Annotated in this window: 24 protein-coding genes; 13 read left to right on the top strand and 11 right to left on the bottom strand. The window is 63.3% G+C overall.

Annotated elements, in window-relative coordinates; all coding sequences use genetic code 11:
• Positions 1–4: 4 nt before the first annotated feature.
• Both tssC and tssE read left to right on the top strand, forming a co-directional pair.
• Complete coding sequence (tssC, locus tag DEM27_RS13180) at positions 5–1,549, top strand: type VI secretion system contractile sheath large subunit (protein WP_109458712.1); 1,545 nt, start codon at positions 5–7, stop codon at positions 1,547–1,549.
• Position 1,550: 1 nt separating this feature from the next.
• Positions 1,551–2,030, top strand: a complete 480-nt coding sequence (gene tssE / locus DEM27_RS13175; RefSeq protein WP_109458711.1) for a type VI secretion system baseplate subunit TssE — start codon at positions 1,551–1,553, stop codon at positions 2,028–2,030.
• 16 nt (positions 2,031–2,046) lie between these two features.
• On the opposite strand, the gene DEM27_RS13170 is transcribed toward tssE, so the two are convergent.
• The 6 genes from DEM27_RS13170 to DEM27_RS13145 all read right to left on the bottom strand — a co-directional run bounded on the left by DEM27_RS13170 (position 2,047) and on the right by DEM27_RS13145 (position 5,956).
• Positions 2,047–2,487, bottom strand: coding sequence for a response regulator (locus DEM27_RS13170; RefSeq protein ID WP_109458710.1), 441 nt, complete (start codon positions 2,485–2,487; stop codon positions 2,047–2,049).
• A gap of 325 nt (positions 2,488–2,812) precedes the next feature.
• Entirely contained in the window at positions 2,813–3,067 is a 255-nt protein-coding gene (locus tag DEM27_RS13165; protein WP_109458709.1) for a hypothetical protein, read from the bottom strand.
• Between the two features lie 177 nt (positions 3,068–3,244).
• Entirely contained in the window at positions 3,245–3,868 is a 624-nt protein-coding gene (locus DEM27_RS13160; RefSeq protein WP_109458708.1) for a DUF2076 domain-containing protein, read from the bottom strand.
• 28 nt (positions 3,869–3,896) lie between these two features.
• A complete protein-coding gene (locus tag DEM27_RS13155) occupies positions 3,897–4,613 on the bottom strand; it encodes a Bax inhibitor-1/YccA family protein (protein WP_109458707.1) in 717 nt (238 codons plus the stop codon).
• Positions 4,614–4,650: 37 nt separating this feature from the next.
• A complete protein-coding gene (locus tag DEM27_RS13150) occupies positions 4,651–5,424 on the bottom strand; it encodes an anti-sigma factor family protein (protein ID WP_109458706.1) in 774 nt (257 codons plus the stop codon).
• The gene (locus DEM27_RS13145) at positions 5,411–5,956 is read right to left on the bottom strand and encodes a sigma-70 family RNA polymerase sigma factor (protein WP_109458705.1); all 546 of its coding nucleotides are present in this window, start codon (positions 5,954–5,956) and stop codon (positions 5,411–5,413) included. The genes DEM27_RS13150 and DEM27_RS13145 overlap by 14 nt, the downstream gene beginning before the upstream one ends.
• Before the next feature lie 328 nt (positions 5,957–6,284).
• Between DEM27_RS13145 and DEM27_RS13140 the strand changes: the two genes are divergently transcribed.
• Entirely contained in the window at positions 6,285–7,217 is a 933-nt protein-coding gene (locus tag DEM27_RS13140; protein WP_109458704.1) for a lysylphosphatidylglycerol synthase domain-containing protein, read from the top strand.
• A gap of 43 nt (positions 7,218–7,260) precedes the next feature.
• On the opposite strand, the gene DEM27_RS13135 is transcribed toward DEM27_RS13140, so the two are convergent.
• The 3 genes from DEM27_RS13135 to DEM27_RS13125 are packed head-to-tail and all read right to left on the bottom strand — an operon-like array spanning position 7,261 to position 10,715.
• Positions 7,261–8,994, bottom strand: a complete 1,734-nt coding sequence (locus DEM27_RS13135) for a flotillin family protein (RefSeq protein ID WP_109458703.1) — start codon at positions 8,992–8,994, stop codon at positions 7,261–7,263.
• Between the two features lie 6 nt (positions 8,995–9,000).
• On the bottom strand, positions 9,001–9,669 hold the full coding sequence (locus DEM27_RS13130; protein ID WP_109458702.1) for an OB-fold-containig protein: 669 nt from the start codon (positions 9,667–9,669) through the stop codon (positions 9,001–9,003).
• Entirely contained in the window at positions 9,669–10,715 is a 1,047-nt protein-coding gene (locus tag DEM27_RS13125) for a PspA/IM30 family protein (RefSeq protein ID WP_165823416.1), read from the bottom strand. The genes DEM27_RS13130 and DEM27_RS13125 overlap by 1 nt, the downstream gene beginning before the upstream one ends.
• Positions 10,716–11,060: 345 nt before the next feature.
• On the opposite strand from DEM27_RS13125, the gene DEM27_RS13120 reads away from it, so the two are divergent.
• From DEM27_RS13120 to glgX, 9 genes are all read left to right on the top strand, one after another.
• A complete protein-coding gene (locus DEM27_RS13120; protein ID WP_109458700.1) occupies positions 11,061–12,092 on the top strand; it encodes a substrate-binding domain-containing protein in 1,032 nt (343 codons plus the stop codon).
• An 87-nt stretch (positions 12,093–12,179) separates the two neighbouring features.
• Positions 12,180–13,736 carry a sugar ABC transporter ATP-binding protein gene (locus DEM27_RS13115; protein WP_109458699.1) on the top strand — a complete coding sequence of 519 codons (1,557 nt, stop codon included), beginning with the start codon at positions 12,180–12,182 and terminating at the stop codon, positions 13,734–13,736.
• A 22-nt stretch (positions 13,737–13,758) separates the two neighbouring features.
• Entirely contained in the window at positions 13,759–14,745 is a 987-nt protein-coding gene (locus DEM27_RS13110; RefSeq protein ID WP_109458698.1) for an ABC transporter permease, read from the top strand.
• A gap of 2 nt (positions 14,746–14,747) precedes the next feature.
• The gene (locus tag DEM27_RS13105) at positions 14,748–15,758 is read left to right on the top strand and encodes a sugar-binding transcriptional regulator (RefSeq protein WP_109458697.1); all 1,011 of its coding nucleotides are present in this window, start codon (positions 14,748–14,750) and stop codon (positions 15,756–15,758) included.
• Positions 15,755–16,750, top strand: a complete 996-nt coding sequence (locus DEM27_RS13100) for an aldo/keto reductase (RefSeq protein ID WP_109458696.1) — start codon at positions 15,755–15,757, stop codon at positions 16,748–16,750. The genes DEM27_RS13105 and DEM27_RS13100 overlap by 4 nt, the downstream gene beginning before the upstream one ends.
• A 17-nt stretch (positions 16,751–16,767) precedes the next feature.
• The gene (locus tag DEM27_RS13095; RefSeq protein ID WP_109458695.1) at positions 16,768–18,471 is read left to right on the top strand and encodes a glycerol-3-phosphate dehydrogenase/oxidase; all 1,704 of its coding nucleotides are present in this window, start codon (positions 16,768–16,770) and stop codon (positions 18,469–18,471) included.
• Between the two features lie 2 nt (positions 18,472–18,473).
• Positions 18,474–19,316 (top strand): class I fructose-bisphosphate aldolase, encoded by an 843-nt coding sequence (locus DEM27_RS13090; protein WP_109458694.1) that lies wholly within the window; start codon positions 18,474–18,476, stop codon positions 19,314–19,316.
• A gap of 33 nt (positions 19,317–19,349) precedes the next feature.
• The gene (locus DEM27_RS13085; RefSeq protein ID WP_109458693.1) at positions 19,350–20,861 is read left to right on the top strand and encodes an FGGY-family carbohydrate kinase; all 1,512 of its coding nucleotides are present in this window, start codon (positions 19,350–19,352) and stop codon (positions 20,859–20,861) included.
• A 99-nt stretch (positions 20,862–20,960) separates the two neighbouring features.
• Complete coding sequence (gene glgX / locus DEM27_RS13080; RefSeq protein WP_109458692.1) at positions 20,961–23,048, top strand: glycogen debranching protein GlgX; 2,088 nt, start codon at positions 20,961–20,963, stop codon at positions 23,046–23,048.
• Between the two features lie 82 nt (positions 23,049–23,130).
• On the opposite strand, the gene glgA is transcribed toward glgX, so the two are convergent.
• Positions 23,131–24,606: a glycogen synthase GlgA gene (gene glgA / locus DEM27_RS13075; protein ID WP_109458953.1), complete on the bottom strand. Its 1,476-nt coding sequence runs from the start codon at positions 24,604–24,606 to the stop codon at positions 23,131–23,133.
• A 274-nt stretch (positions 24,607–24,880) separates the two neighbouring features.
• Positions 24,881–25,120: a DUF2934 domain-containing protein gene (locus DEM27_RS13070; protein ID WP_109458691.1), complete on the bottom strand. Its 240-nt coding sequence runs from the start codon at positions 25,118–25,120 to the stop codon at positions 24,881–24,883.
• Positions 25,121–25,298: 178 nt separating this feature from the next.
• Here DEM27_RS13070 and DEM27_RS13065 point away from each other — a divergent pair, with 178 nt between their 5' ends.
• Entirely contained in the window at positions 25,299–25,538 is a 240-nt protein-coding gene (locus DEM27_RS13065; RefSeq protein WP_109458690.1) for a hypothetical protein, read from the top strand.
• Positions 25,539–25,649 lie beyond the last annotated feature (111 nt).

Genomic DNA, 25,649 nt, shown 5'->3' with positions numbered 1-25,649 from the left:
TCGCATGATGAATGCCGGGGTTCTTGATGCGGATGGGCCCGCTGCAGACAGCGAGCCCGTAAGCCTCGATCTTCGGCGCAGCATTGTCGATGCTGTTTTGGGGCGCGGCGGCGAAGAACTCGCCGCCGCGCTCGACGATTTTTTCGGTGAAGACGATCGGACGGCCGGATTGGCCCGCTGGTTTTCGCAAGAGCAGGTCGCCCGCACCGAGCCGAGCCGTATCTCCGCCATGCTCATGCGCGATATCGCCGCGCTCGACGCGCTGATCGGCGACCAGGTGGATGCAATCCTCCACGCCGCGGAGTTCAAGCGCCTGGAAGCCGCGTGGCGCGGTGTCGACCTGCTGATCGCGGAAAGCGACGACGACGAGAAAATTCGCCTGCGGCTGTTCAATGCGACATGGCTGGAATTGTCGCGGGATTTCGACCGGTCGATCGAATTCGACCAGAGCACCCTTTTTGCCAAGGTCTACAATGAGGAATACGGCATGCCGGGCGGCGTGCCTTACGGCCTGCTGATCTGCGATTATGCCGTGCGCCACCGCTTCTCGTCCGGCGCCGGGCCGGTGACCGACGATGTCAGCACGCTGTCCAGCATCGCCCAGGTTGCGGCCGCCGCCTTTTCTCCCTGCGTGATCGGAGCGGCGCCGGAACTCTTCGGCGTTTCGACCTTTGCCGACCTGTCCTATTCGCAGCGCCTCGACACCAGTTTCCGTCTCGCCGAATATCAGCGCTGGCGAAAGCTGCGGGAGCGGGAGGAAAGCCGGTTCGTCGGCATCGCCCTGCCGCGAATTCTTTTGCGCGACCGCTACCAGGATAGTGCCGTCCGGCAGGATGGTTTTCGCTACATCGAAGGCGGCATCGGTCTCGATTCGTGGCTTTGGGGCAATGCCGCATTCGGCTTCGGCGTGGTGGCGATCCGGGCCTTCAAGGAATGGGGCTGGTTTGCCGATGTCTGCGGCACGCGCGGCGACAGCAATCGTGGCGGCGTCATTTCCGATCTGCCCTCTCCGGATTTCTCGACCAAGGAAATTGCCGGCTATCGACGGCCGCTGGAGGTCGAACTGACCGACAAGAAGCAGAAGGCGCTCGAGGACCTCGGCTTCATCTCTTTCAGCCCCTGCAACTTCACCCGCTCCATGGTCATGCTCGGCGCCCAGTCGCTGCATCTGCCCACGGAAGAGGGCGACGTTGCCGAGCGGGCGAATGACCGGCTTTCCTCGATGCTGCAATATGTCATGTGCATCAGTCGCTTCGCGCATTACGTCAAGGTCATGGCCAGGGATCGGGTCGGCGCCTATTCGACGCCGCAGGATCTGGAGCGGTATCTGGAGGAATGGCTGCGCAACTATACCATCGGCAACACCGACGCCGGGCCGGATCTCAAGGCGCGTTATCCCCTGAGCGGGGCACGGCTGGAGGTGAGGGAGGTTCCGGGCCGACCGGGTACGATGAGTTGCGTCATGCACCTGCAACCGCATTTCCAGTTCGACCAGGTGGTCTCGGGGTTCAAGATGCGGACGGAAATCCAGACGACGAGGACAAGGTAAGATGGCACGGCATCCGCCCAAGGCACCGCCCCGTCTGGCTCTTTTCGACCGGCTTCTGCAGGGCGATAGCGTCGAGACGGACAAAAATGCCGACCGCGCCATGCGTGAACTGCGGGAATCGGTGCGGCGCGATCTTGAGATTCTGTTCAATACCCGTCCGCGACATTTGCCGATCGATCCGGCACTGGAGGAATTGCAGAAATCGATTCTCGCCTTCGGGCTGCCATCGCTGCAGGGACAGCATGTCGCGACGCCGGTGCAGCAGCGAAAATTTCAGGATCATCTGCAGTCGATCATCCAGCGCTTCGAGCCGCGTTTCCGCGACCTTTCGGTTCAACTCGTGCAGAACCAGGATTGGATGGACCGTGTCCTGCGCCTGCAGATCCACGCCATGCTGGAAACGGATTCCGCCAGCGAAGCGGTGGTCTACGATACGATGATCGACCCGGTTTCCGGCGGTCTCGTCATCAAGGAGGCTTGAAGCCCCGCACCGGCTCCTACGCGGCAAAAACCTGCATGGCTCTCGGCGCGGGAGCGCGTTGGTGACTGCGGCGGGCTATGGCGTATTGCAGCAGCTGCTCGATGGTACGGGAATCGACGGGCTTCCTGACGACACCCAGCGCGCCCTTGACGCCCATGGCCACGATTTCCGGATTGGCCGTCATGAAGATGACGGTTACGCCGAAATCTTCGGCGAGGATGCGTCCGATTTCCGGACCGCTCGGACCATCCGACAGGTTGACATCGACAAGCGCGATATCGGCCAGCGGCGCGAGGATGAGCGCGTTTTCCTTGTCGCTGGCAAGGCCGACGACGTCCGCTTCGACGGGCGACGAGGAGACCATGTCCTCGACGTCCATGGCGATGAGGTATTCATCCTCGATTATCAGCACACGATGATTCATATCGTCCCCATCCTGGTCCTTGCTGGTCTCCATAACCTGATCCTTTCCGATCCGATGACCCGTCCGGCGAGCAGACACGCTGGGGTCATGCCAATCCTTCAAGTCATGTGTCACGTCACTGTTTACACTCGGGCTTGTATTCTTGCCCTTTGAAACGCCAAAACGATCCGGATGGAAATATGTTCCGAGGAAGAACATCTTTTCAGGGAAAGAGAGAAGATTCAGGACGAAATAACTTAAATCCTGTGATTCGGAGATTTTGTAAGGAATTAATTAACCATGTCGGCCGTTTCTGGTTAAATGAAAGTAAATATTCATGCTTCCGGCCGAAACATATGAGTGAACCGAAATAGATCCTTCAGATGACGAGGGATGCGCCCAGCCAGAGGCTGGCTATACTGCGGCTGACGCAGCATTCCAGCGCGGACATGACCCCGCCCTTGCGCCATACCGACGACCAGATGAAAAGATTGTAGGGAAGCGGCAGCAGAAAAATCAGAAGGGCGGCCCAATCCGGCAGGCCCGAAGCTGCTGCCGTCACGGCGAGGGCGAGGAAAATAAGGTTCAGCGTCGTGCCGATGAGAAACATGTCGCGCCACAGGAGCACGGGCATGGCGACCCGGTTTTCCCGTCGGTCGGTTATGAAACGGCGTAACGGCATGACCTGCTCTTTGATGGCTGAACGGCAGGCACCTCGGCCGGGCCTCTTTCGTCTTTCGATAGAGCAGTCATGGCACAAAGGCAATTGCCGCGCCCCATGGAGCGCGGCAAGCCGATTGCGGGGATGCGATCAGAAATCCATGTCGTCCATGCCGGCGTCGCCGCCGAAATCGTCATCCTGATCGGCCGCGTCGTCCTGCGGCTGTTCGGCCGCCGGTGCGGCGTTGGCCGTGTCGCCGGCAAACATGCCGGCTATGGCGTTTCCGAGCAGCACGCCGCCGGCAACGCCCATCGCCGTCTGGGCCGCGCCGGCAAGGAAGCCGCCGCCGCGCTGGGCGCCGTTTGCCTGCTGGCCCCACGGGCCGCCCGCCTGCTGCCCCATCGGCGCTCCGTTGGGAACGCCGCCCATGCCGTTACCGGCGTTCTGGCCTTGATAGGTCTGGCCCTGGTCGGCTTGAAGGGCGGGCCGGGGCGCGGGGCGGCTGCCGCCGCCGAACAGGCTGGAGAGCAGGCCGCCGGAAGCCGGCCGGTTGGCCGCCTCGTATTCGAGCTGCTCGATGCGCTGTTGCGCCGCCTGCAATGCCTGATCCTGCACGACGATCGTCTGCGCCATGAAATAGGGCGCGGCGGGCTGGGCGGCGACCCGTTCCCGAATCAAGGCCTCGGCCTCGTTGTCACGCTGGCCGCTCTGCTGCTCCACCTGGGAGAGCTTGCCGAAGAGGCCGTCGATCGCCTGGCGGTCGTTCTGGTCCATGGGATAATACTCCTTTGCGGCGGGCGGCTTACTCGCGCTCGCCCGTAAAGTACAACAGCAACTGGAAGATATTGACGAAATTCAGGTAGAGCGACAGCGCGCCGAAGACGGCGAGCTTGTGCTGCGATTCCTGGTCGAAGTTTTCCGCATACTGTTCCTTGATGTTCTGCGTGTCCCAGGCGGTCAGGCCGACGAAGACGACGATGCCGATCACCGAGATCGCGAACTGCAGCGCCGAAGAGCCGAGGAAGATGTTGACGACCGAGGCGATGATGACGCCGATCAGGCCCATCATCAGGAACGAGCCGAATTGCGACAGGTCACGCTTGGTGGTGTAGCCGTAGAGGCTGGTGGCGCCGAACATCGTTGCGGCGATGAAGAAGGTGCGGGCGATGCTGGTTCCGGTGAAGACCAGGAACACGGACGCCAGCGACAGGCCCATGACGGCGCAGAAGGCCCAGAAGGTCAACTGTGCGGTACGCGCCGACATCGAATGGATGCGGAACGAGAAGAAGAAGACGAAGGCGAGCGGCGCCAGCATCACCACCCACTTCAGCGGCGTGGAGAAGATCGGCACGTAGAGCGCCGGCGTCGAGCTGACGATGAAGGCGACGAGGCCGGTCAGCACCAGGCCGGCGCCCATGTAGTTATAGACGCGCAGCATGTGCTTGCGCAGGCTTTCGTCGAACACCGCCTGGCTTTGCGCGGCGGGATTATACCCAAAACGACTGGGGTTTGTATTCATGATCGTTCTCCTTGTCCGATTCGATGAATGGAAAAAATCAGTAGAGCGAGCCGGCGAGCTTCTGGGCTATGCCGTTGAGTTCGTTGGCCTTGCGGGTGTCTGAAACCAGGGCGTAGGCCACCTCGCCGATCTGCCAGTAGGACGCCTGCGTCACGCCGCTGGCGAAGGGCAGGGCCTGCTGTACGGTGAAATTGCCGGGGCGCACGGCAAAGAGCGACAAGACTTCGCCCTTGCCGGGAGATACCGCCATTTCGACGCTGGGGCCGAAGGCGGAGGGGAAGATCTGCACGTCCATCACCCGCCAGCCCTTGGGAACAGCGGGCATGACGATGCCGGTCGCGGCGCGGATGTCGTTGGCATCGTAATCGGCGGTCTCGCGCTGCGAGTGCATGGTTTCGCGCAGCAGCGTCGTCTGGTGGGCGCGAACGGCCTCCTCGACGAAAGCCGGCGGCTGCACGGAGGCGACGACGCTGGTCGCCCCGAACGGCCCGACATAGGCATTGGCCAGCCAGCCGGTGGCGATCAGCAGGATGACGGCCGCGGCCCGGCGCAGGGTCGAGAAGAGGCGGCCGCGCGACAGCGCGCCTTCGAGCCGACGCGCGGCATCGCGGGTCTGCGGGCGCGCCGCCCTGTTCTGGTCGGCGAGCGCCAGCCGCAATTCGCCCTTGAGGCTGAGGTCGGCCATCACCTGCGCCGCGATCTGCGGGTTTTCGGAGAGATAGGCCTCGACTTCGATGCGGCGATTGATGCCGAGCTGGTTGTCGACATAGGCGGCCAGATCGGTCTCGACGATGGGATCAACGCTTTTCATTGTCTGCTCCTCCGATCAGTCGCAGGTGGCCGCCCTTGGCGGCACCGGCCTGGTCTTCGAAATTCCTGAGTTTTTCCCGTGCCCGCGAAATGCGCGACATCAGCGTTCCGACCGGAATGCCGAGCGCGTCGGCCGCCTCCTGGTAGGACAGATCTTCCATCGCCACGAGATGCAGGGCTTCGCGCTGCTCTTCCGGCAGGGCGAAAAACGCCTCGCGCACCTGGCGCAGGCGGACGGCATGGTCCTGATCGGCGGGGGCCGCTTGTTCTGTCACCTGTGCCGCCGCCTCCACGCGCCGCGTCTGGGACCGGGCGCGGCGGATGCGGTCGATATGGGTGTTGTGCACGATCGACAGCAGCCAGTTGCGGATGTTGGCACCGCGCCGGAAGCTGCTTTCGTGCTCATAGGCCCGGACGAGCGCATCGTGCACAAGGTCTTCCGCCTCGTCGGCATTGCGCACCAGCGAGCGCGCGTAACGCCGCAGGGTCTCCAACTGGCCGACGATGTCGAAAGGGCTGCGTTTCTTTTCCATGACCCAGTATACGCAAGCCCGGCCGGTGCTATTCCACCGCTTTCGGAAAAAATTGCATATCCGGCGTTGGCTGCTGGAACACTGGCCTGAACAGGCCGTTCGCCGTTTTTGGTTCGTGTCCCAAAAATGCGCGGCCGTTCAGAAAAAGGAAAGGGAATGGACGGATGATTGCCAGAAGACCGCTGCAAATACCCGCATCGCTTGGTTCCACATCGGCGGCTTTGGTAAAAATACACTTGTCACGCCCGCACCTGCCGTGGGTAGATGGACGCATCATCATAACGTGGAGGACCATGGGTTTGACGGGAAAAGAACACGGGCTGGCTGGATGAGTTTGAAGAAATACATCTGGCCGGTAATCGGTCTCGCTGCCGTCGTCTTCTCGATATGGCTGCTGTATCGGGAACTGCGCGGCCTTTCCCTCGACGACATGATTGCCAGCTTTCGGGCGATCCCGTTGCACAATTGGCTGCTGTCGGGCGCGGCGACGCTGCTCGCTTATGCGGCCCTTGCCGGCTATGATCGCATCGCGCTTCTGCATCTCCGGCGCAAGGTGCCGTGGCTGTTCATAACGCTCGCCTCCTTCACCACCTACGCCCTGTCCCACAATGTCGGCGCGTCCGTTCTGTCCGGCGCCGTCGTGCGTTACCGGGCCTATACCTCCCGCGGCCTGACCGGGCAGGAGGTGGGCGTGCTGGTGGCGTTCTGCTCGTTTACCTTCATGCTCGGCACCGTCCTGCTCGGCGGCATCGTGCTGGTGTTCGAGCCGACGATCGTCGAACGTTTCGTTGATGTCCTGCCGCTGGATGCGTCGCGCACGACCGGCTTCGTGCTGCTCGCTCTCGTGTCGCTGTATGTCATCGGCAGCATGCTGGGATTTCGCACCCTGTCGCTCGGCAAGCTCGAACTTTCCTACCCGCGTCCGCCGGTGGTGGTGCAGCAACTGGTGATCGGGCCGCTGGAACTGCTGGCGGCGGCGGGCATCATCTATTTCGCCCTGCCCGAGGCGGGGAACCCCGGCTATTTCGTCGTGCTCGGCATCTTCCTGGTGTCCTTTTCCGCGGCGCTGGTTTCCCATGCGCCCGGCGGCCTCGGCGTGCTGGAACTGGTGTTCATCACCGGCTTGCCGGATATGGACCAGGCGGACGTGCTGGCGGCGCTGGTGGTGTTCCGCCTGTTCTACCTTCTCATCCCTTTCGTCATCGCCCTGATCGTGATCCTGCTGTTCGAGCGGTCACAATTCGCGGTCGAGGAGCAATAGGCGCCTGCCGGATGTCCGGCAGGCGGTATTATCGAATATTCGCTCAGATTTCCGGGTTGCCCGAAGGATTCGGCGTCGCGTTCTGAACCGTCGAATTGGCCTGCTTCTTCGGTGCGGCGGCCTTTTCCCCGACGGCACCGACGGAAGCCGCCAGTAGCGCCTGTGTGGCGTCCGCGCCCTTGAAACCCGCCTGTGCAAGGATTTCGTCGAGGATCGGCTTCTGCGCAGTGAAGCTGAGAAGCTGGCTGCTGAGATCGCCAACGGCATTGCCCGTATGCTCGCCGCTCGCTCCACCCATCGCCCCGGCAAGATTGCCGGCGCTGAAGATGCGGATGTCTGAGATCTTCTCGATCGGCTTCATGGCCTGCTGAAGCGCATCCGGAACGATGGCGATGCGGGCGCGGGCAAGCTCGAACTCGATGATGCTGGTGGCCAGGGCATTGCGGGCTTCGTTCTTCGCCCGTTCGGCCTGCGCCTCGGCCTCGCCGAGCGCGATCACGCCGGCGGCGCGAATTTTGGCGGCCTCGGCCTCGGCGTCGGCTTCGATCTTCGTCGCGGCGGCAAGGTTTTCGGCGGCCTGGCGTTCGGCTTCCGCCTTGACGGTCAGCGCCGTCGCTTCCTGCTCGGCGGCCTTGCGGGCGTCCAGAACGGCGATGCGCTTGGCGCGCTCGGCGATCTCGACCTCGCGGGCGGTGATGACCTGTTCTTCGGCGGTGGTTGCCGCAGCCTTCGCCTCGTCGGCCTTGGCGCGGGCGGCCTGTTCCTGCTCGACCTTCTGCGCCACGGCGATCGCCGCGTCGATGCGGGCCGTTTCGGTGATCTTGCGGGCCTCGGCTTCGCGTTCGGCAATGCCGCGCTCGGCTTCGATGCGGGCGGTTTCGCGGATCTGCCGGGCCTCGGCGTCGCGCTCGGCGATGCCGCGTTCGGTGTCGAGGCGGGACGTTTCTTCGCTGAGCCGTGCCAGCTGTTCCGCCTTCGCCGCTTCGGCGCGGGTCTCGGCGGTCTTGTTGGCGATGTCGCGTTCCTGGCTCAGTTCGGCGTCCCGCTGCTCGCGGGCGATGGTCAGCCGCCGCAGCGCCGCTTCGCGGTCCTTGGTGGCGATCTCGACTTCGTTGTCGCGAACGATCTGGTTGCGCTCGCGCTTGCGCTCCTCGGTGATCTTGGTGAGCGCAGTCAGACCTTCGGCGTCGAAGCTGTTGTTGGGGTTGAAGTGCTTGATATCGGTCTGGTCGAGGCGGGTCAGCGACACCGATTCGAGTTCCAGGCCGTTGGACTGCAGGTCATGGGCGACGGCCGCCTGCACCGACTTGACGAATTCCGCGCGCTGCTCCTGCAGGTCGCGCAGGGTCATGGTGGCGGCGACGGAACGCAGGCCGTCGACGAACTTCGCTTCGACCAGCGCCTTCAGGGCGTCGGCATCGTTGGTGCGGTCGCCGAGCGTCTGGGCCGCCAGCGCGATGTTTTCGGCGTCGGGTTTGACCCGGACGTAGAATTCGGCCGTGATGTCGGCGCGCATGCGGTCCTGGGTGATCAGCGATTCATGTTCGGAGCGCTTGACTTCCAGTCGTAGCGTGCTCAGCGAAACCCAGGAGAAGGAGTGGAAGATCGGCAGGATGATCGAGCCGCCGTCGAGGACGACTTTTTTGCCGCCGAGGCCGGTTCGAACATATGCCTTGTCCCGCGTCGCTCGCGTATAAAGCGACGTCATGATGATGCCGATGACGACGACAGCCACTACGATGACGCCGGCGATCAGTCCTAACGAAAGAAAGTCCATGGTCGTTTAGCCCCCGTGATTCTCAGTGTGGGAATGACCCAGTTCCGGCGGCGCCGGAATGGCTTGGAAAAGACCTGCCTCGCCGTCGACGATCAGCACCTGTTCGCCCGTCGCGATGACATGGCCGGGTGCAGCACGGGTGCGCAGGATGTGGATGTTGTCAAACCGGTCCTTGACGCGAACCGTGCCGGGATTGCCCTGGTCGAGCGGTCCCAGGGTGACGATACCGACGAGGCCGATGAAATCGGCCTGCTCGACGGCGTTGGTCTCATCGCGCGGGATGATTTTCGAAATGCCGTTGCTGGTCCAGCGGGTGACCGGGATCGCCACTGCCACGGCGCCGGTCATGGCGGCATAAAGCGGCATCGGGCCGCCCGTCACGTTGGACCACATCGCCTGGATGGCAAAACCGGCCGCCGCAAAGGCGGACAGCAGGATCACCGCCAGGACGAGGATCGGTACGCCGCCGGCATTGAGCCAGGACATCCAGCCGCCGAGCAGGCCGGCCTCCGAATGGTCGGGAACGTGATGGCCGTGATGGCCGAGCCCGTCGTCGATCAGTCCGGAAGCCGAGCCGCCGAGCAGGACGGAGACGAGCTCGACGATGCCGAGACCCGCCACCGTCAGCAAGGCGATCCAGAACGGGGCCGTGCCGGGCTGGACGACGTTCTCCATCAGCGCTGACCTTCCCGGAAGGCCCTGAGACGCGCCTCGATGGCGTTGTCGCGCTGCATCCGGCCGAGTTCCTCGACTTCGGCGGCACCATCGGTCGGCTTGGCGGGAACGCCGGTGACGCGCTCGACGGCGCCGAGGGCATCCGCGAGGCGGCGGTCGTTTCGTTGCGACGGCGTGGCCGCCGATGTCGGCACCGCCCGTTCCGCCCGCTGGGCGTCCTCAAGCCGCTTCTGCGCATCGGCGCGGGCCGAGGCGATGCTGCGCAGCGTCGTTTCCGCCTCGGCGATTTCGGCGGCATTTTCAAGGATCGCCTTGGACAGCGCCTCGCGCTGCGCTTCGAGGTCGATCTGCAGGCCGGTGGCGGCGCGGGCGAGATCCTCGCGGCCATTCTCCAGACCGACCTTGATCTTCTCGTCGAGATCCTTGATTTCCGCGTCGAGATCACCGGCCTTGGCCTTCAGGCGGTGACCGGCGGCGACGGCGATGCCAAGCGCCGTGCGTGCTTCCTCGGCGATCTTGCCGATTTCGCGGACGGCCTGCTGGGCGACGGCAGTGGGATTGGATGATTCTGCAGCATCGACTGCATTGTTGACGACACCGGCGATGACACGCCCGAGCCGAACAAGAATACCTTCATTGGTCATGGAAGCCTCCGTGTTCGGTTGGAAGCCGGATTGGATACCGGCCTGAATGCGGATCGAATTTCCATCGAAGACCAGCCGCGCCTCGGCAAAATCGCTCCAGCCGCTGCGATACCCGCTGACCGCATAGGGCACGACGATGCGTCCGGCGACGGTGGCGATGCTGACGCTGTCAGGGCCCTTGACCGCAAACAGCTTGGCATCGAGCGGAATGTCCGAGACGGTTTCATCCGTCCGGCGGCGGCTGTGATCGCGCAGGGCCAGCGTGGCCATTCGCGACGGCAGGCCGGTCTTCGTCCTGATTTCTTCATAGGCCGCCTCATGCAGCGCCACCAGGTTGGCACCCCGCGTGCGGTCCAGGATCGCCATGGCCCGCCGATAGGCAGTCAGGGTTTCATCAAGCATCCCCCGCTCCTTTTCAGCGAGTTGAAGGACAAGCGTGACAGCGGCTTTAAGCTTTGTACCCATGGTAAAATATATAAAGCACTACATTGGTGCTTTCAAGATTTCGGTGCTGATATTTCGAGAACGCGTTGGCTGGGGGAATTATTCGGGCCGCCTCTCTTTCCAAGAGGTGTTCTCCGATGCATGGATGTGAAATATATTTCATTGCATGAATTATATTGACAATGCCGGGGGAACCGCGCAATTTGCCTTCACCGCGGATCGAGGAGAACCCGCGGTTCCACAGATCAGGCGCAGAGCGCCGAGGGTTATTTTTGGGAGGGGCTTCGGCCTCGAGGAGGACATTTGCGCACATTTTTCAGCATGGCCGCAACCGCGGCCCTGGCAGCCACCCTTTTGTCCGGAACGGCGTCGGCTCAGGAAACCGAGAACCCGTTCCGCTGCAAGCCGGGCGAAAAATACGTCATGAACGTCATGGTTTCCGGCGTCGAATACTGGTTCCCGGTCTATGAGATGTTCAAGCAGGCCGGCAAGCAGCTTGGCTGCGAGACAGCTTATACCGGCACGCCGGAATACGACGTCAACAAGCAGATCGCCACGTTCGACCAGGCCCTGGCGCAGAACCCGGCCGGCATTCTCGTCCATCCGATGAACTCCGATCCGTTCATCGAGCCGATCAACCGGGCGATCGACCAGGGCACTGCGGTCGTCACCTTCGCCGCCGACTCGCCGCTGTCGAAGCGCATCTCGTTCATCACCTCGGACAACACCCGCGAAGGCATCTACGCCGCCGACGCGCTGGCCGAGAAGCTGGGCGGCAAGGGTGAATATGCGGTCCTGGAAAACCCCGGCCAGGACAATCACGACAAGCGCATCGCCGCCTTCATCGGCCGCATGGAGGAAAAGTGGCCTGAGATGAAGCTGGTCGGTCGCGCCGCGTCGAACCAGGACCCGACCAAGGCCTATCAGGGCCTGCTCAGCATCATCCAGGCCAACCCGAACCTCGGCGCCGTCTTCATGCCGGAAGCCAACTCGGCGATCGGCGCGGCGCAGGCCTCGAAGGAAAGCGGCGGCAAGGTGCTCGTCATGTGCGCCGACGTCAACGCCAACATCCTCGACATGATCAAGGCCGGCGAAGTATTCGGTTCGATCAACCCGAACCAGGGCATGCAGGGCTACATGGGCTTCATGCTGCTTTGGCTCGCCAAGCATCCGGAACTCATCGACCCGATGAACGATGCCAAGCGTTCCGGCTTCAACCCGATGAGCGTTCCCTTCGTCGACAACGGCCTGTCGATCGTCACGGCCGAAAACGCCGATGATTTTTATTGGGACAAGTACCTGAAGCGTCGTGGTACGAAGGGTATCGAGGAGTAAGTCCGTCGTTCGGCGGTCTGGGGTGGGCCGGTTCCGGCCCGCTTCGTCCGCCGGCGATCCGGACAGGAGAAGACGAGGAGTACCCCGATGGCATCGACGGTTTCGGCCGCAAGCGGTCCCGCTCTGGAAATCCGCAACGTTTCCAAACATTTCGGTGTCGTAAAGGCCTTGAGCGGCGTCGATTTTACGCTGGAACGCGGCGAGATCCACGCCTTGTGCGGCGAAAACGGTGCCGGCAAATCGACCCTGATGAACATCATCGCCGGCGTGCTGCAGCCGAGCGAGGGCGAGATCCGCGTCGACGGCACTGTCGTGCGCATCGCCTCGCCGGCGACGGCGCAGAAACTCGGCATCGGCCTGGTGCACCAGGAAATCGCCCTTTGCCCCGACGTGACGGTGGCGGAAAACATGTTCATGGCGGCAACCAGCCTGCGCAAGGCGCCGCTGATGAACTATCGTGAGCTCAATCGCCGGGCGCAGGACATCATGCACCGGCTGGCGCCGATCCCCGTCGACGCCAAGGTCTCGACGCTGTCGATTTCCAACCAGCAGCTCGTCGAGATCGCCAAGGCGCTGACGCTCGACTGCCGCGTGCTGATCTTCGACGAACCGACGGCGGCGCTGACGGAAGCGGAAGCCAAGGTGCTGTTCGGCATCATCCGCGATCTCAGGGCGCAGGGCATCTCGATCATCTATATCAGCCACCGCATGGCTGAAATCTTCAGCCTCTGCGACCGCGTGACCGTGTTCCGCGACGGGCGTTATGTGTCGACGGACCGGATCAAGGATGTCGATGCGGATTATGTCGTGCGCCGCATGGTCGGTCGCGAAATCACCCAGCTTTATCCGCCGAAACTGGCGGGCGCGCCGGGCGACGTCATCCTGTCGGTGTGCGATCTCGGTGACGGCGCACGGTTCTCGAAGATCAGCTTCGAGGTGCGCAAGGGCGAAATCCTCGGCATCGGCGGCCTGATCGGCGCCGGGCGGACGGAGATTGCCGAAGGCATCTGCGGCCTGCGGCCGGTGACGACGGGCGGCGTGCTGCTGCACGGCGTGCCGCAAAAGATCGGCTCCTACGCGGACGCGGTGAAGAGCGGCATCGTCTATCTCTCGGAAGATCGCAAGGGATCGGGCGTTTTCCTCGACCTGTCGATCGCCAAGAACATTTCGGCGCTGGATCTGAAGCGCCTGACGACGGCCTTCGGGCTGTTGAACGCCCGGGCGGAAGCGGACCTCGCCCGCGATTTCACCAGAAAACTCGGCGTGCGCATGGGCGGCATCGATTACCCCGTCTCATCGCTGTCGGGCGGCAACCAGCAGAAGGTGGCGATCGCCAAGCAGCTGTCGGTCAATCCGAAGGTCATCCTGATGGACGAGCCGACGCGCGGCATCGATGTCGGCGCCAAGTCGGAAATCCACCGGCTTCTGCGCGAGCTTGCCGAAACCGGCATCGGCATCGTGGTGATCTCGTCGGAACTGCCGGAACTGCTCGGCCTCTGCGACCGGGTGGCGGTGATTCGCGAGGGACATATCGCCGGGGAACTGACGGGAGAGGACATGTCGGAGGAAAATGTCATGCGACTGGCCTCCGGCGTGACCATGGAGACGGCGGACAACGAACGGAGAGCGTCCGCGCATGTCTGAGAAGGATAAGGGAGAGACGAAGATGGCAGTCGATACAATGGCAGGCGGCGGGGAGCGGGTCTCCTCCTGGCGCCGGCTCGGTTCCATGCGCGAGGCGGGACTGATCGCCATCATCCTGGCACTGTGCGTGATCATGACGTTCGCGTCGCCGCACTTCCTGACGCTCGGCAATTTCCGGGCGATGCTGATGTCGTTCTCGGTGGAAGGCATCGTCGTGGTCGGCATGACGGTGCTCTTGATCGTCGGCGGCATCGATCTTGCCGTCGGCTCGGTCGTCTGCTTCGCCATGGTGTTTGCCGGCTCGCTGTTCCTGCTCGGGCTCGATCCGTGGAGCGCCTCGCTGCTCGGCATCCTCGCCAGCGCGGCGATCGGGGCGATCATGGGTTTCTTCGTCACCGTGGTCGGGCTCAACCACTTCATCACCTCGCTGGCGGCGATGGTCATCGTGCGCGGTCTCTGCCTGATCATTACCAAGGGAACGCCGCTGTCGCTGTTCACCATGCCGCCGGAATTCAAGGCGGTGGGGCAGGGGACGTTCTATGGCGTGCCCTATGTCATCCTGATCTTCATCGCCGTGGTCGTCGTCTTCGACTTCCTGCTGCGCCGCGCCACCGCCTTCCGCAAGGTGTTCTATACCGGCAGCAACGAGAAGGCGGCGCAATATTCCGGCATCAAGACCAAGCAGGTGAAATTCTGGGTGACGGTGATGTGCTCGACGCTATCAGGTGTCGCAGGCGTCATCTACATGTCCCGCTTCGGTGCGGCGACCCCCACCTTCGGCGTCGGCATGGAACTGAACATCATCGCGGCGGCGGTCATCGGCGGTGCTTCGCTGAACGGCGGATCGGGCACCATTCTCGGCGCCATCCTCGGCATCGCGCTGCTCTCGGTCGTCGCCTCGTCGCTGATCCTGCTCGATGTCTCGGTCTACTGGCAGGACATGATCAAGGGCTGCATCCTGCTGGCGGCGGTTTCCATCGACCACTTCCTGCACAAGCGAAAGGCCTGAGCATGGCCATCGGCAAGCTCGTCAAGAAATCCGCCGGTTCCTCCGGCCCCCGCGAAGAGATCGTCATCGCGCGGCAGATGCACCAGGCGCTCGTGCTGCACTTTCTCGAAGGGCTGACGCAGGCGCAGATCGCCGACCGGCTCGGCATCTCGCATGCGACGGTCAACCGGTTGATCAAGCGCGGCCGGCAGCTCGGACTGGTCGAGATCAAGATCAAGTCGCCGGTCGAACAGCTCGTCGACATGGAGGAACAGCTTCTGGCGCTCGGCGGCATCGACCGCGCCGTTGTGGTGCCGACGGTCTCCGACAATCCGCAGATCTCGTTGCAGGCGACGGGCGAGGCGGCGGCACGGCTGCTGCTCGACACGATCAAGGACGGCGACACCATCTGCATCACCGGCGGCAAGGGCGTCAGCGCCGTCGTCGCCGGGCTGAAGCCGACGCGGCGCTACGATGTCGAGGTTATCCCGGCCACCGGCTGCGTCCAGGGCAAGCACTATACCGACGTCAACCATGTCGCGACGCTGATGGCCGACAAGCTCGGCGGCCGGGCCTACCAGATCCACGCGCCGCTCTTCGCCGACGATGCCGACCAGCGTGAAATGCTGATCAACATGCGTTCGGTCTCGAACGTCTTCCGGCTGGCGCGTGAGGCAAACCATGCCGTCGTCGGCATCGGTTCGATCATGAGCGACGATTCGAGCTATTACGACCTGCATCCGTCCTCCGCCACGGACCGTGCTGCCATCGAACGTTCCGGCGCCAGTTGCGAACTGCTGGCCCACCTGCTCGATGCCGGCGGCGGCGTCTGCGACTACAGCCTCAACCGCTCGCTGGTTTCCCTGACGCTCGACGAGTTCGCCTCGATCCCCAACAAGATCGGCGTCGCCAGCGGCCCGAACAAGGCCGGGCCGATCCTCAGCGTCCTGCGCGGCGGCCATCTCGATACGCTGGTGACCGACGAAGGCACCAGCGCCCGCATCCTCGATCTTGCCCATGGAGTTTCTGCATGACCGCTTCCCAGATCACTCGCGACATCGGCAGATCCGGCGTCACCGCATCGGCCGTCGGCCTCGGCACCTGGGCCATCGGCGGCTGGATGTGGGGCGGCACGGACGAAAAGGAATCGATTGCCGCGATCCAGGCTTCGCTCGATGCCGGCGTGACGCTGATCGATACCGCGCCCGCCTACGGCCTCGGCCGCTCCGAGGAGATCGTCGGCAAGGCGCTCAACGGCCGGCGCGACAAGGCGGTGATCGCAACCAAATGCGGCCTCGTCTGGCACACGCAGAAGGGCCGGCATTTCTTCGATCAGGACGGCAAGCCGGTGCACCGTTATCTCGGCCGCGATGCGATCTTCCACGAGGTGGAGGAAAGCCTGAAACGGCTCGGCACCGATTACATCGACCTCTACATCACCCATTGGCAGGACCCGACGACGCCGATCGCCGAGACGATGGAGGCGTTGGAAGATCTGCGCAAGGCCGGCAAGATCCGTGCCATCGGCGCCAGCAATGTCAGCCGCACCGAGCTGGAAGACTATGCGCGGATCGGCGGGCTCGATGCGATCCAGGAGCGCTTCAGCATGGTCGACCGCGAGATCGAGGCGGAGCTGCTGCCGGTGACGACGCGGGAAGGCATTGCGACGCTCAGCTATTCCTCGCTGGCGCTCGGCCTGCTGTCCGGCGTCATCGGCCCGGACCGGGAGTTCGAAGGCGACGACCAGCGGCGCGACAATCCGCGCTTCTCCGTTGCCAACCGGGAGAAGGTCGCGGCCTTCTCCGCCGATATCCGCCCCGTTGCCGACGCGCACCGGGCGAGCATCGCCCAGGTCGTCATCGCCTGGACGCTGGCGCAGCCGGGCATCACCTTTGCGCTCTGCGGCGCCCGCAACCCACGCCAGGCGCTCGACAATGCCCGTGCCGGAACCATCCGGCTGAGCGACGAAGAGCGCGGCCTGATCGACACGGCGATTGCCGGTCGGCTGGCGCAGATGGACTCATAAGGACCGGACGACAGGTCATGAACCGCAAACATGTGATGGATGAACTCCGCGTCCGCGGTCAGGTGGACGTGCTGGTGGTGGGCGGCGGCATCAATGGTGTCAGCGTCTTCCGCGAACTGGCGCTACAGGGCGTCGACGTGCTGCTCGTCGAGCGCCACGATTTCTGTTCCGGTGCCAGCGCCGCTCCGTCCCGCATGGTTCATGGCGGTTTGCGCTACCTGGAAAACGGCGAGTTCAAGCTGGTGAAGGAATCGCTGTTCGAGCGCGACCGGCTTCTGGCCAATGCGCCGCATTATGTCGGCCCGCTGCCGACGACGGTGCCGATCTTCGATGTCTTCTCCGGCATCGGCAACGGCATCGTCCGTTTCCTCGGCCTCACCCGGCGCCCGAGCCGCCGTGGCGCCGTGGTCATCAAGGCAGGCCTCAGCATCTACGACTTCTTCACCAAGGCGCGGCGGATGATGCCGCAGCACCAGTTCCGCAGCCGGCGGGAAACGCTGGCGAAATGGCCGGCGCTCAATCCGTCGATCCGCAATTCGGCCACCTACTACGATGCATGGGTAAGCCATCCCGAACGTATCGGCATCGAGTTGCTGGAGGACGGCCTGTCGGCCCATGCCGGCGCGCATGCGCTGAATTACGCCGAAGCGCATCGCGGGACGGATGGCGGGCTGGTGATCGAGGACAGGATTTCCGGCGAAGGGGTTTCCGTTACGCCGAAAATGATTGTCAATGCCACCGGCGGCTGGATCGACCTGACAAACGGTGCTCTGGAGGTGAAATCGGAACGGCCGCTGATGGGCGGCACCAAAGGTTCGCACCTCATCGTTGATAATGACGCGCTCAAGTCGGCACTCGGCGACCACATGATCTATTACGAAAACGAGGATGGCCGCATCTGCATCCTGTTTCCTTATCTCGGAAAGGTGCTGATCGGTTCGACCGATATTCGCGTCGATAATCCCGAAGTGGTGCGCTGCGAGCCGGATGAACGCGACTACATCCTGCAGTCGCTGGCTTTCGTCCTGCCGGAGATCCGCATCCGGCCGGAGGAGATCGTCTTCCAGTTCGCCGGCGTCCGGCCGCTGCCGGCCAGCAACGACAGCTTTACCGGCCGCATCCCGCGCGATCATTTCTGCACCGTCATCGAAGGCGAGCAGCCGGTGCTGTGCATGATCGGCGGCAAGTGGACGACGTTCCGCTCCTTCGGGGAGCTGGCCGCCGACATGGTGCTCGAACGGCTGGCGTTGCCGCGCCGCGTCGAGACCACCGAACGGGCGATCGGCGGCGGCCGCGATTATCCGGCCAACCGCAACGACTGGGTGGCGCGGCTGGCGGAAAGGCACCGTCTGACATTGGCGCAGGCGGAGCTGCTTTTCCGCCGTTACGGCACCAAGGCTGCGGCCATTGCGGCGTTTATCGCCGAAGGCGACGATGCGCCGCTGCCGGGGGCGGCTTATTCCCGCCGGGAGATCCTGTATCTTATCCGCAACGAGGCGGTCGAACATCCCGCAGACATTATCCTGCGCCGCACGACGCTTGCCATTACCGGCGAAATATCGATGCAGCTTGCGGATGCCATTCTCGATCTTCTCGCCACCGAGCGGCAGTGGCCGGACGAGCGCCGTGCGGCAGAGCGGGCGCTTTTCCTCGATCTCATGGCCGAACGTCACGGCGTTTCCGCTAAAACCCTTATCGCACGCAACTCCCAAGGAGACTGAACATGAAGACCAACCACAAGGCCCGCATGAACCGGCTGTTCGGCGGTGGCCGCTGCCTGGACGTGGCAATCGATCACGGCGTCTGCAACGAGCCGAGCTTTCTCTCCGGCCTCGAAGACATGGAAGGCGTCGTCAAGGCGCTGGTTGCGGCCAATCCGGACGCGATCCAGATGAGTTATGGTGCCGCCGATCTGCTGCAGTCGATCGAAGGCAAGGACAAGCCGGCGCTGGTGATGCGCATCGACATGGGCAACCCCTACAACAAGATCCGCCATCGCGCCATGTGGGCGGTGCTGCAGAACGAGGCCGAACCGCTGGTCGGCGCGCTGCAGATGGATGCGGCCTGCGTCGTCGTCAACCTGTTCATGCTGCCGGATGAGCCCGACCTGTTCCGCCAGTGCGTGCAGAACATCGCCCGCGTGCGCGCCGACTGCGAAAAATACGGCATGCCGCTGATGATCGAGCCGCTGGCGATGCTGCCTGTTGCCGAACATGGCGGTTACATGGTCGACGGCGACGCCGAAAAGATCGTGACGCTGACGCGGTTGGCGAGCGAAATGGGTGCCGACGTCATCAAGGCCGACCCGACCACCAACCCGGAGGATTTCCACCGCGTGGTGCAGGCGGCCCGTTGCCCCGTGCTCGTCCGCGGCGGTGGCAAGGAAGACCTGCGTGCGGTGTTCGACAAGTCGGCGGCGCTGATGGCGCAGGGCGCCAAGGGCATGGTCTACGGCCGCAACATCTATCAGCATGCCAATCCCAGCGCCGTGGTGCGCGGGCTGATGGCGATCGTCCATGACGATGCCGGCGGCGAAGAGGCCTTTGAACTGTATCAGAAGGGCTGATAGGCCAGCGAAAACCTTTGGGAGGAGGCACATATGGGTGAATATCTGCTGGGGATCGATGCCGGCAACACCGTCATCAAGGCGGTGATCTTCGACCTGCAGGGCAAGGAGATCGCCGCTGCCGCGGAGGAAGGCCACAGCCGCATGCCGCGGCCGGGCCATGTCGAGCGCGGTCTCGATGAACTCTGGCAGAATGCCCGCCTCGTCATTGCCTCCTGCCTGAAACAGGCTGGCATTTCGCCGGCCGAAATCGCCGCCATCGGCTGCGCCGGCCACGGCAACGGTCTCTATGCCCTGGACAAGGCCGGAGATCCGCTGCTCGGCATCCAGTCGATCGATACGCGCGCTTCGGCGCTTGTCGAGGAGTGGCAGGCCGCCGGCGTCGGCGACCGGACCTATCCGATCGGCCAGCAGCGTCCCTGGCCGGCACAGACGCCGACCCTGATGGCCTGGCTCAAGCGCCACCAACCGGAGATGTTCGCCAGGATCGGCACGGTTTTCCTCTGCAAGGATTTCATCGTCAACCGGCTGACCGGCGAACGGGTCAGCGAAGTCTCCGACATGATCGGCTGCGGGCTGCTGCATGTGGCGGAGCGGCGCTACGACCGGTCGCTGATGCTGGCCTACGGGCTGGAAGAGGCATTCGACACCCTGCCAAGGCTGCTGGAAAGCGCCGAGATCGCCGGGCATGTCAGCGAAAAGGCGGCGGCGGAAACCGGCTTGAAGGCGGGCACGCCCGTCATTGCCGGGCTGTTCGACGTCATCGCCAGCGCGCTCGGCTCCGGCGTGGCGCGCACGGGGGCTGCGTCGATCATCGCCGGCACATGGAGCATCAACCAGGTGGTCATCGACCGACCGGCCCTGGACGGCCCGGTGTTCATGTCGTCGAGCTTCGACCACGAACGCTACATGGCCATCGAATCGAGCGCCACTTCGGCCGCCAACCTGGAATGGATCGTGCGGGAATTTTTTGCCGACGAGCGGCCGGACGGCCGTTCACCCTTCGAACTCTGCAGCGAACTGGCGGGATCGGTGGCGCCAGTCGACGACAATCCGCACTATCATCCCTATGTCTACGGCGCGCAGCAGGACGGCAACGCCCGCGCCGGCTTCTACGGCGTCGGCGGCTGGCATACGAAGGCGCATCTGCTGCACGCGGTCTTCGAAGGCGTCGCCTTCGGGCATCGCTGGCACATCGACAATCTGCGGCGCGCCGGTGCGCGTTTCGACGAGGCGGTCCTGTCGGGCGGCGGTTCGCGCAGCGCCGTCTGGCCGCAGATCTTCGCCGACGTGCTGGGTGTGCCCGTCTCCGTGGCCCGGTCGCGGGAAACCGGCGCCTTGGGCGCGGCGATTGCGGCGGGCATCGGCGTCGGCCTGTTCGGCGGTTTCGAGGCGGGCGCTGCCGCCATGACCGAGGTGGTCCGCAGCTACCAGCCCAATCCGCAGCTCAAGGCACTCTACGACCGCCGCTATGCCCTGCACCGCGACATCGTCGATGCGATGACGCCGATCTGGAAACGCCTGGCATCGTCTGCGCCCGTATGACGGGTGTCGATGCGGCCCGATTGAATTTTTTGCACTGCAACGGAACCAAGCGGGCCGTGAGGATTTAACCTGCCGAAGAAAATTCGGGGGTTTTCACACATGACATCGACGAATGGCGGCTATTCGATCCAATCCGGAACCTGGACCGAACTGGGCGCAACATGGCAGGGCGACGGCGTCAACTTCGCGCTGTTTTCCGCCCATGCCGAACGGGTGGAACTCTGCCTTTTCGACGAACGCGGCCAGACCGAGATCGCACGGCTGACGCTGCCGGAATTCACCAACGAGATCTGGCACGGCTTCGTCCCCGGCCTTAAGCCGGGAGCGCTGTATGGTTACCGCGTCCATGGCCCGTACGATCCCGGCAACGGCCATCGTTTCAATCCCAACAAGCTGCTGATTGATCCTTATGCCCGCCAGCTCGTCGGTCCGATACAATGGTCGGAGGCGCTGTTCGGTTACGACCTGCTGCACGAGGACAAGGACCTGACCTTTGACGAGCGCGACAGCGCCCCCGGCATGCCGAAATGCCGCGTCGTCGACCCCTCGACCTACGATGCCAGCGGCGACGTGAAGCCGAACATCCCCTGGTCGCAGACGGTGATCTACGAAACCCACGTCAAAGGGTTCACCCAGCTCAATCCCGGCATTCCCGAAGCGCTGCGCGGAACCTATGAAGGCTTGGGCCACAAGGCGGCGGTCGATTACATCAAGGGGTTGGGCATCACCACCGTCGAACTTCTGCCGGTCCACGAGTTTCCCGATGATTCCTACCTGATCGACAGGGGGCTGAAGAATTATTGGGGTTATAATACGCTCGCGTTCTTCGCGCCGGCGTCCCGATATTTCGGCCCGAACGGCGTCGACGGCTTCCGCGCCATGGTGCGTGCCTTCCACGATGCCGGCGTCGAAGTCATCCTCGACGTCGTCTACAACCACACGGCCGAAGGCAACGAGCTTGGCCCGACGCTGTCGTTCAAGGGCATCGACAATTTCTCCTACTACCGGACGATGCCGACCGACCACCGCTATTACATCAACGACACCGGCACGGGGAACACCGTCAACACCTCGCATCCGCGCGTGCTGCAGCTGATCACCGATTCGTTGCGGTATTGGGTGGAGCACATGCATGTCGACGGTTTCCGCTTCGATCTCGGCACCATCCTCGGCCGCGAGCCGGAAGGTTTCGACCAGCGCGGCGGCTTCTTCGACGTGATGACGCAGGATCCCGTCCTGTCCAAGGTGAAGCTGATCGGCGAACCCTGGGATGTCGGTCCCGGTGGTTACCAGCTTGGCGGTTTTCCGCCCGGCTGGGCGGAATGGAACGACAAGTACCGCGACACGGTGCGCGAATACTGGCTTGATGCGGACGGCACCGCGCCGGATTTTGCCGCGCGCGTACTGGGCTCCGGCGATATCTACGATCTGCGCGGCCGTCGCCCCTGGGCAAGCGTCAATTTCATCGCGGCCCATGACGGCTTTACCGTCAACGATCTCGTTTCCTACAACGAGAAGCACAACGAGGCGAACGGCGAAGACAACAAGGACGGCCACGACCACAACCGAAGCTTCAACTACGGTGCGGAAGGCCCGACCGATGACGAGGCAATCAATGCCGTCCGCGACCGCCAGAAGCGCAATTTCCTGGCAACGCTGCTCCTTTCGCACGGCACGCCGATGTTGCTCGGCGGCGACGAGTTCGGCCGCAGCCAGATGGGCAACAACAACGGCTATTGCCAGGACAGCGAGTTGAGCTGGCTGCACTGGCAAGACTTGCCGCCGTCCGCGGAGATCCTGCGCGATTTCGTGCGGCGCCTGACGAAGATCCGCGCCGAGCAGCCGATCTTCCGCCGCGACAGCTGGCGTGACGGGATGATCGTCACATGGCTCAATTGCAATGGCGGCGAGCAGCTGCCGGAGCATTGGGATGATCCGGGCGGCACGACGATCGGCGTGCAGCTGTCGATGAACGGCGATGATGGCGATGCCGACACCTGGACGGAGGTCATGATGCTGTTCAACCCGCACGACGGGGCGGTGCCCTTCGTCCTGCCGGCGTCGCATAGCGGCACCTGGGCGCTGGAACTCAGCACCGTCGACCCGGAACGATCCGGTGAAACATTCTCGACGGGCGATGTCTTCGAAATGGAAAACCGCAGCCTGGCGCTTTTTCGCCGGGCTTGAGAAGCGCAGCCGGTAATATGCGCGGTCGGAAACAGAAGGGTGGGTGCTCGGCTCCCGCCCTTTTCGCCAGGGTCGTCGCCTGTCAGCCGGTGGCCCTGATTGCCCAGTCCAGCGTTGGGCTTCGGCGGGCGATCAGCGAGCCATACAACGAAGCATATTGCTGTGCGCTGCGATCCCAGGAAAAATGCGCTTTCATGCCCTGATGCTGCAGCCGCGCCCAGCGGCGCGGATCACGATAGGCGGCGAAGGCCCGGTGCAGCGCCAGCCGCAGGCCTTCCGTGTCGACCGGATGAAACTGGAAGCCGGTGGCGACCCGTGCCGATACGGCGGCATCGTTGGCGTCGATGATCGTTTCCGCCAGCCCGCCGGTGCGCGATACGACGGGCACGCTGCCGTATCGCAGCGCATAAAGCTGCGTCAGGCCGCAAGGTTCGAAGCGGGAGGGCTGGACGATGGAATCGACGCCGCCATGAATCAGATGCGCCGTCGGCTCGTCGTAACCGATGCGCACGGCAATCCGGCCCGGATGGCGGGCGGCGGCACCGGCCAGCATGTCCTCGATATACCGATCGCCCTTGCCGAAGACGATCAGCTTGCCGCCGTTCGCCACCAGGTCGTCGGCGACCTCGGCAAGCATGTCGAGGCCTTTCTGCCAGGTCAGCCGGCTGACGACCGCAAACAGCAGGCTGTCGTCGTGGTGTAGCCCGAATTCCTCTTCGACCCGGCGGCGATTTATGCGCCGCGACCTGAGGCCGAGGTAATCGTAGTTGGCAAGGAGAGCGGGATCGGTCGCGGGGTTCCACATGTCCGGGTCGATGCCGTTGACGATGCCGATCAGGTCCGGCCGCCGCTCGTTGAGCACGCCTTGCATGCCCATGCCGAATTCCGGCGTCAGGATTTCGCGCGCATAGGTCGGGCTGACGGTGGTGATAAGATTGGCCGTCTGCAGGCCGCCTTTCAGGAAGCTGACATCGCCATGATATTCGAGGCAGTTTATGTTCATGGCGTCGAAGGGCAGGCCGAGATGTTCGAGGATGCCGGCATGGAACTGACCCTGGAATGCCAGGTTGTGAACCGTGAGCACGCAGGGGATGTCGCGGCCCTTGCCGTACCGCATGTAGACGGATGTCAGGGCCGATTGCCAGTCGTGGGTGTGAACCACATCCGGCTGCCAGTGCGGCAGCAGGCCGCCGGCGATTTCGGCGGCGACGACGGAGAGGGCCGCGAAGCGGCGCCAGTTGTCTTCGTGGTCATTGCCGCCGTCGTCGACATAGGGGCCGCCGGGCCGGTCGTACAGGCCGGGCGCATGCAACACCAGAAGGTCGAGGTCGCCATGGCGGCCCTGCATCAGGGTTGCCGGCTCGCCGAATACCTCGTCGAAGACCACGAGCGGTTCCATCGCCTTCAGTTTGCGCAACACGGTGGGATATCCGGGCACCAGGGTCTTGGTATGGACGCCGCAGGCCTTCAGGAATTTCGGCAAGGATCCGGTAACGTCCGCCAGGCCGCCGGTCTTGATCAGTGGGAATATTTCCGATGTAACCGAGAGTATCTTCATGAATGCCGCATCCCCTTGCATCGGCGGACTCTCCTTCGAGCCGCCTGCACACAAACAATCAATGTGAAGCGCAAACGAGTAACGCAGATCCAGCAACAGGCCGGGAAAAGGAAAACAGACCGGAACTCACGCTCGCCAGACATAACGAGGACAGACACAAACCGTTCCGCTGCAGAAGGATTAAATCACGACGGATTCCCCACCGTCAACAGGTCAAAAGGCCACAGCGCCCGCAACGCGGGCGCCCGGACGCAAGCAAATTGTAACGCGGGTTTTAAACGGCGACTTTTTTGGTGCGGCGTTTGGCCGGGGCCTTTACGTCCGCATCGACGATCTCTGTTGTCGCTTCCTCGATAATCGATGCCACTCGAACGGGTGTTTCCGTATCCGTCTGATCGGCAATCTCGCGGTTGGCACGTTCCCAATGCACGGCATCCCGGCCCCAAGGCCTGCCTTCTTCTTCCCAGATTTCGTAGGCTCGTTTTTTAACTCGTTCGTACACGGTTTCCGCCATGGATCGATCTCCCCGTATGGACAGCACGTTAAACGACGACGCAACACCGATAGTTCCACAGGCGTGGTGGATTGGAAAGCGCGGAAACCTGCCGCGATCGCCCAATCCATGAAAAAATTGTGCAGTGCGTCGGGAACAATCGGCCTCCTGCGGAATTCTGTAGGTATGGGAGGAAGAAATGAACCAATATTTTTGTGATGTTCTACCGCATGACAATGGCTGGATGTTCGTCATGGACGGTTTCCAGTCTGCCATCTACCCCAATTACGATCTGGCGGTGAAGGCCGCGAACGAACATGCCGAGCGCGTCAGGCAGCATGAGCGCATCGTGCTCCGCTGCCAGACGTTAAAGGGTGACATGATGCGCATCGCTGTCACCGGCGTGAAATCCAACCCGGGTGAAAAACGCGCAAACTGATCGTGTCGATCTCCATTGGTTTTGATGCCGGCCATGCTTCGCATGGCCGGCTTCTTCGTGTCTATCTCGATCCGGCGGGGGGACGCGTCCGCTTTCGCGGACGCGAAGGAT

The organism is Rhizobium album, from assembly GCF_003122325.1.
In the GTDB taxonomy this organism is placed as follows: domain Bacteria; phylum Pseudomonadota; class Alphaproteobacteria; order Rhizobiales; family Rhizobiaceae; genus Metarhizobium; species Metarhizobium album.
The sequence above is the reverse complement of the archived record's forward strand: the minus strand, read 5'-3'. Positions and strand labels throughout refer to the sequence as shown.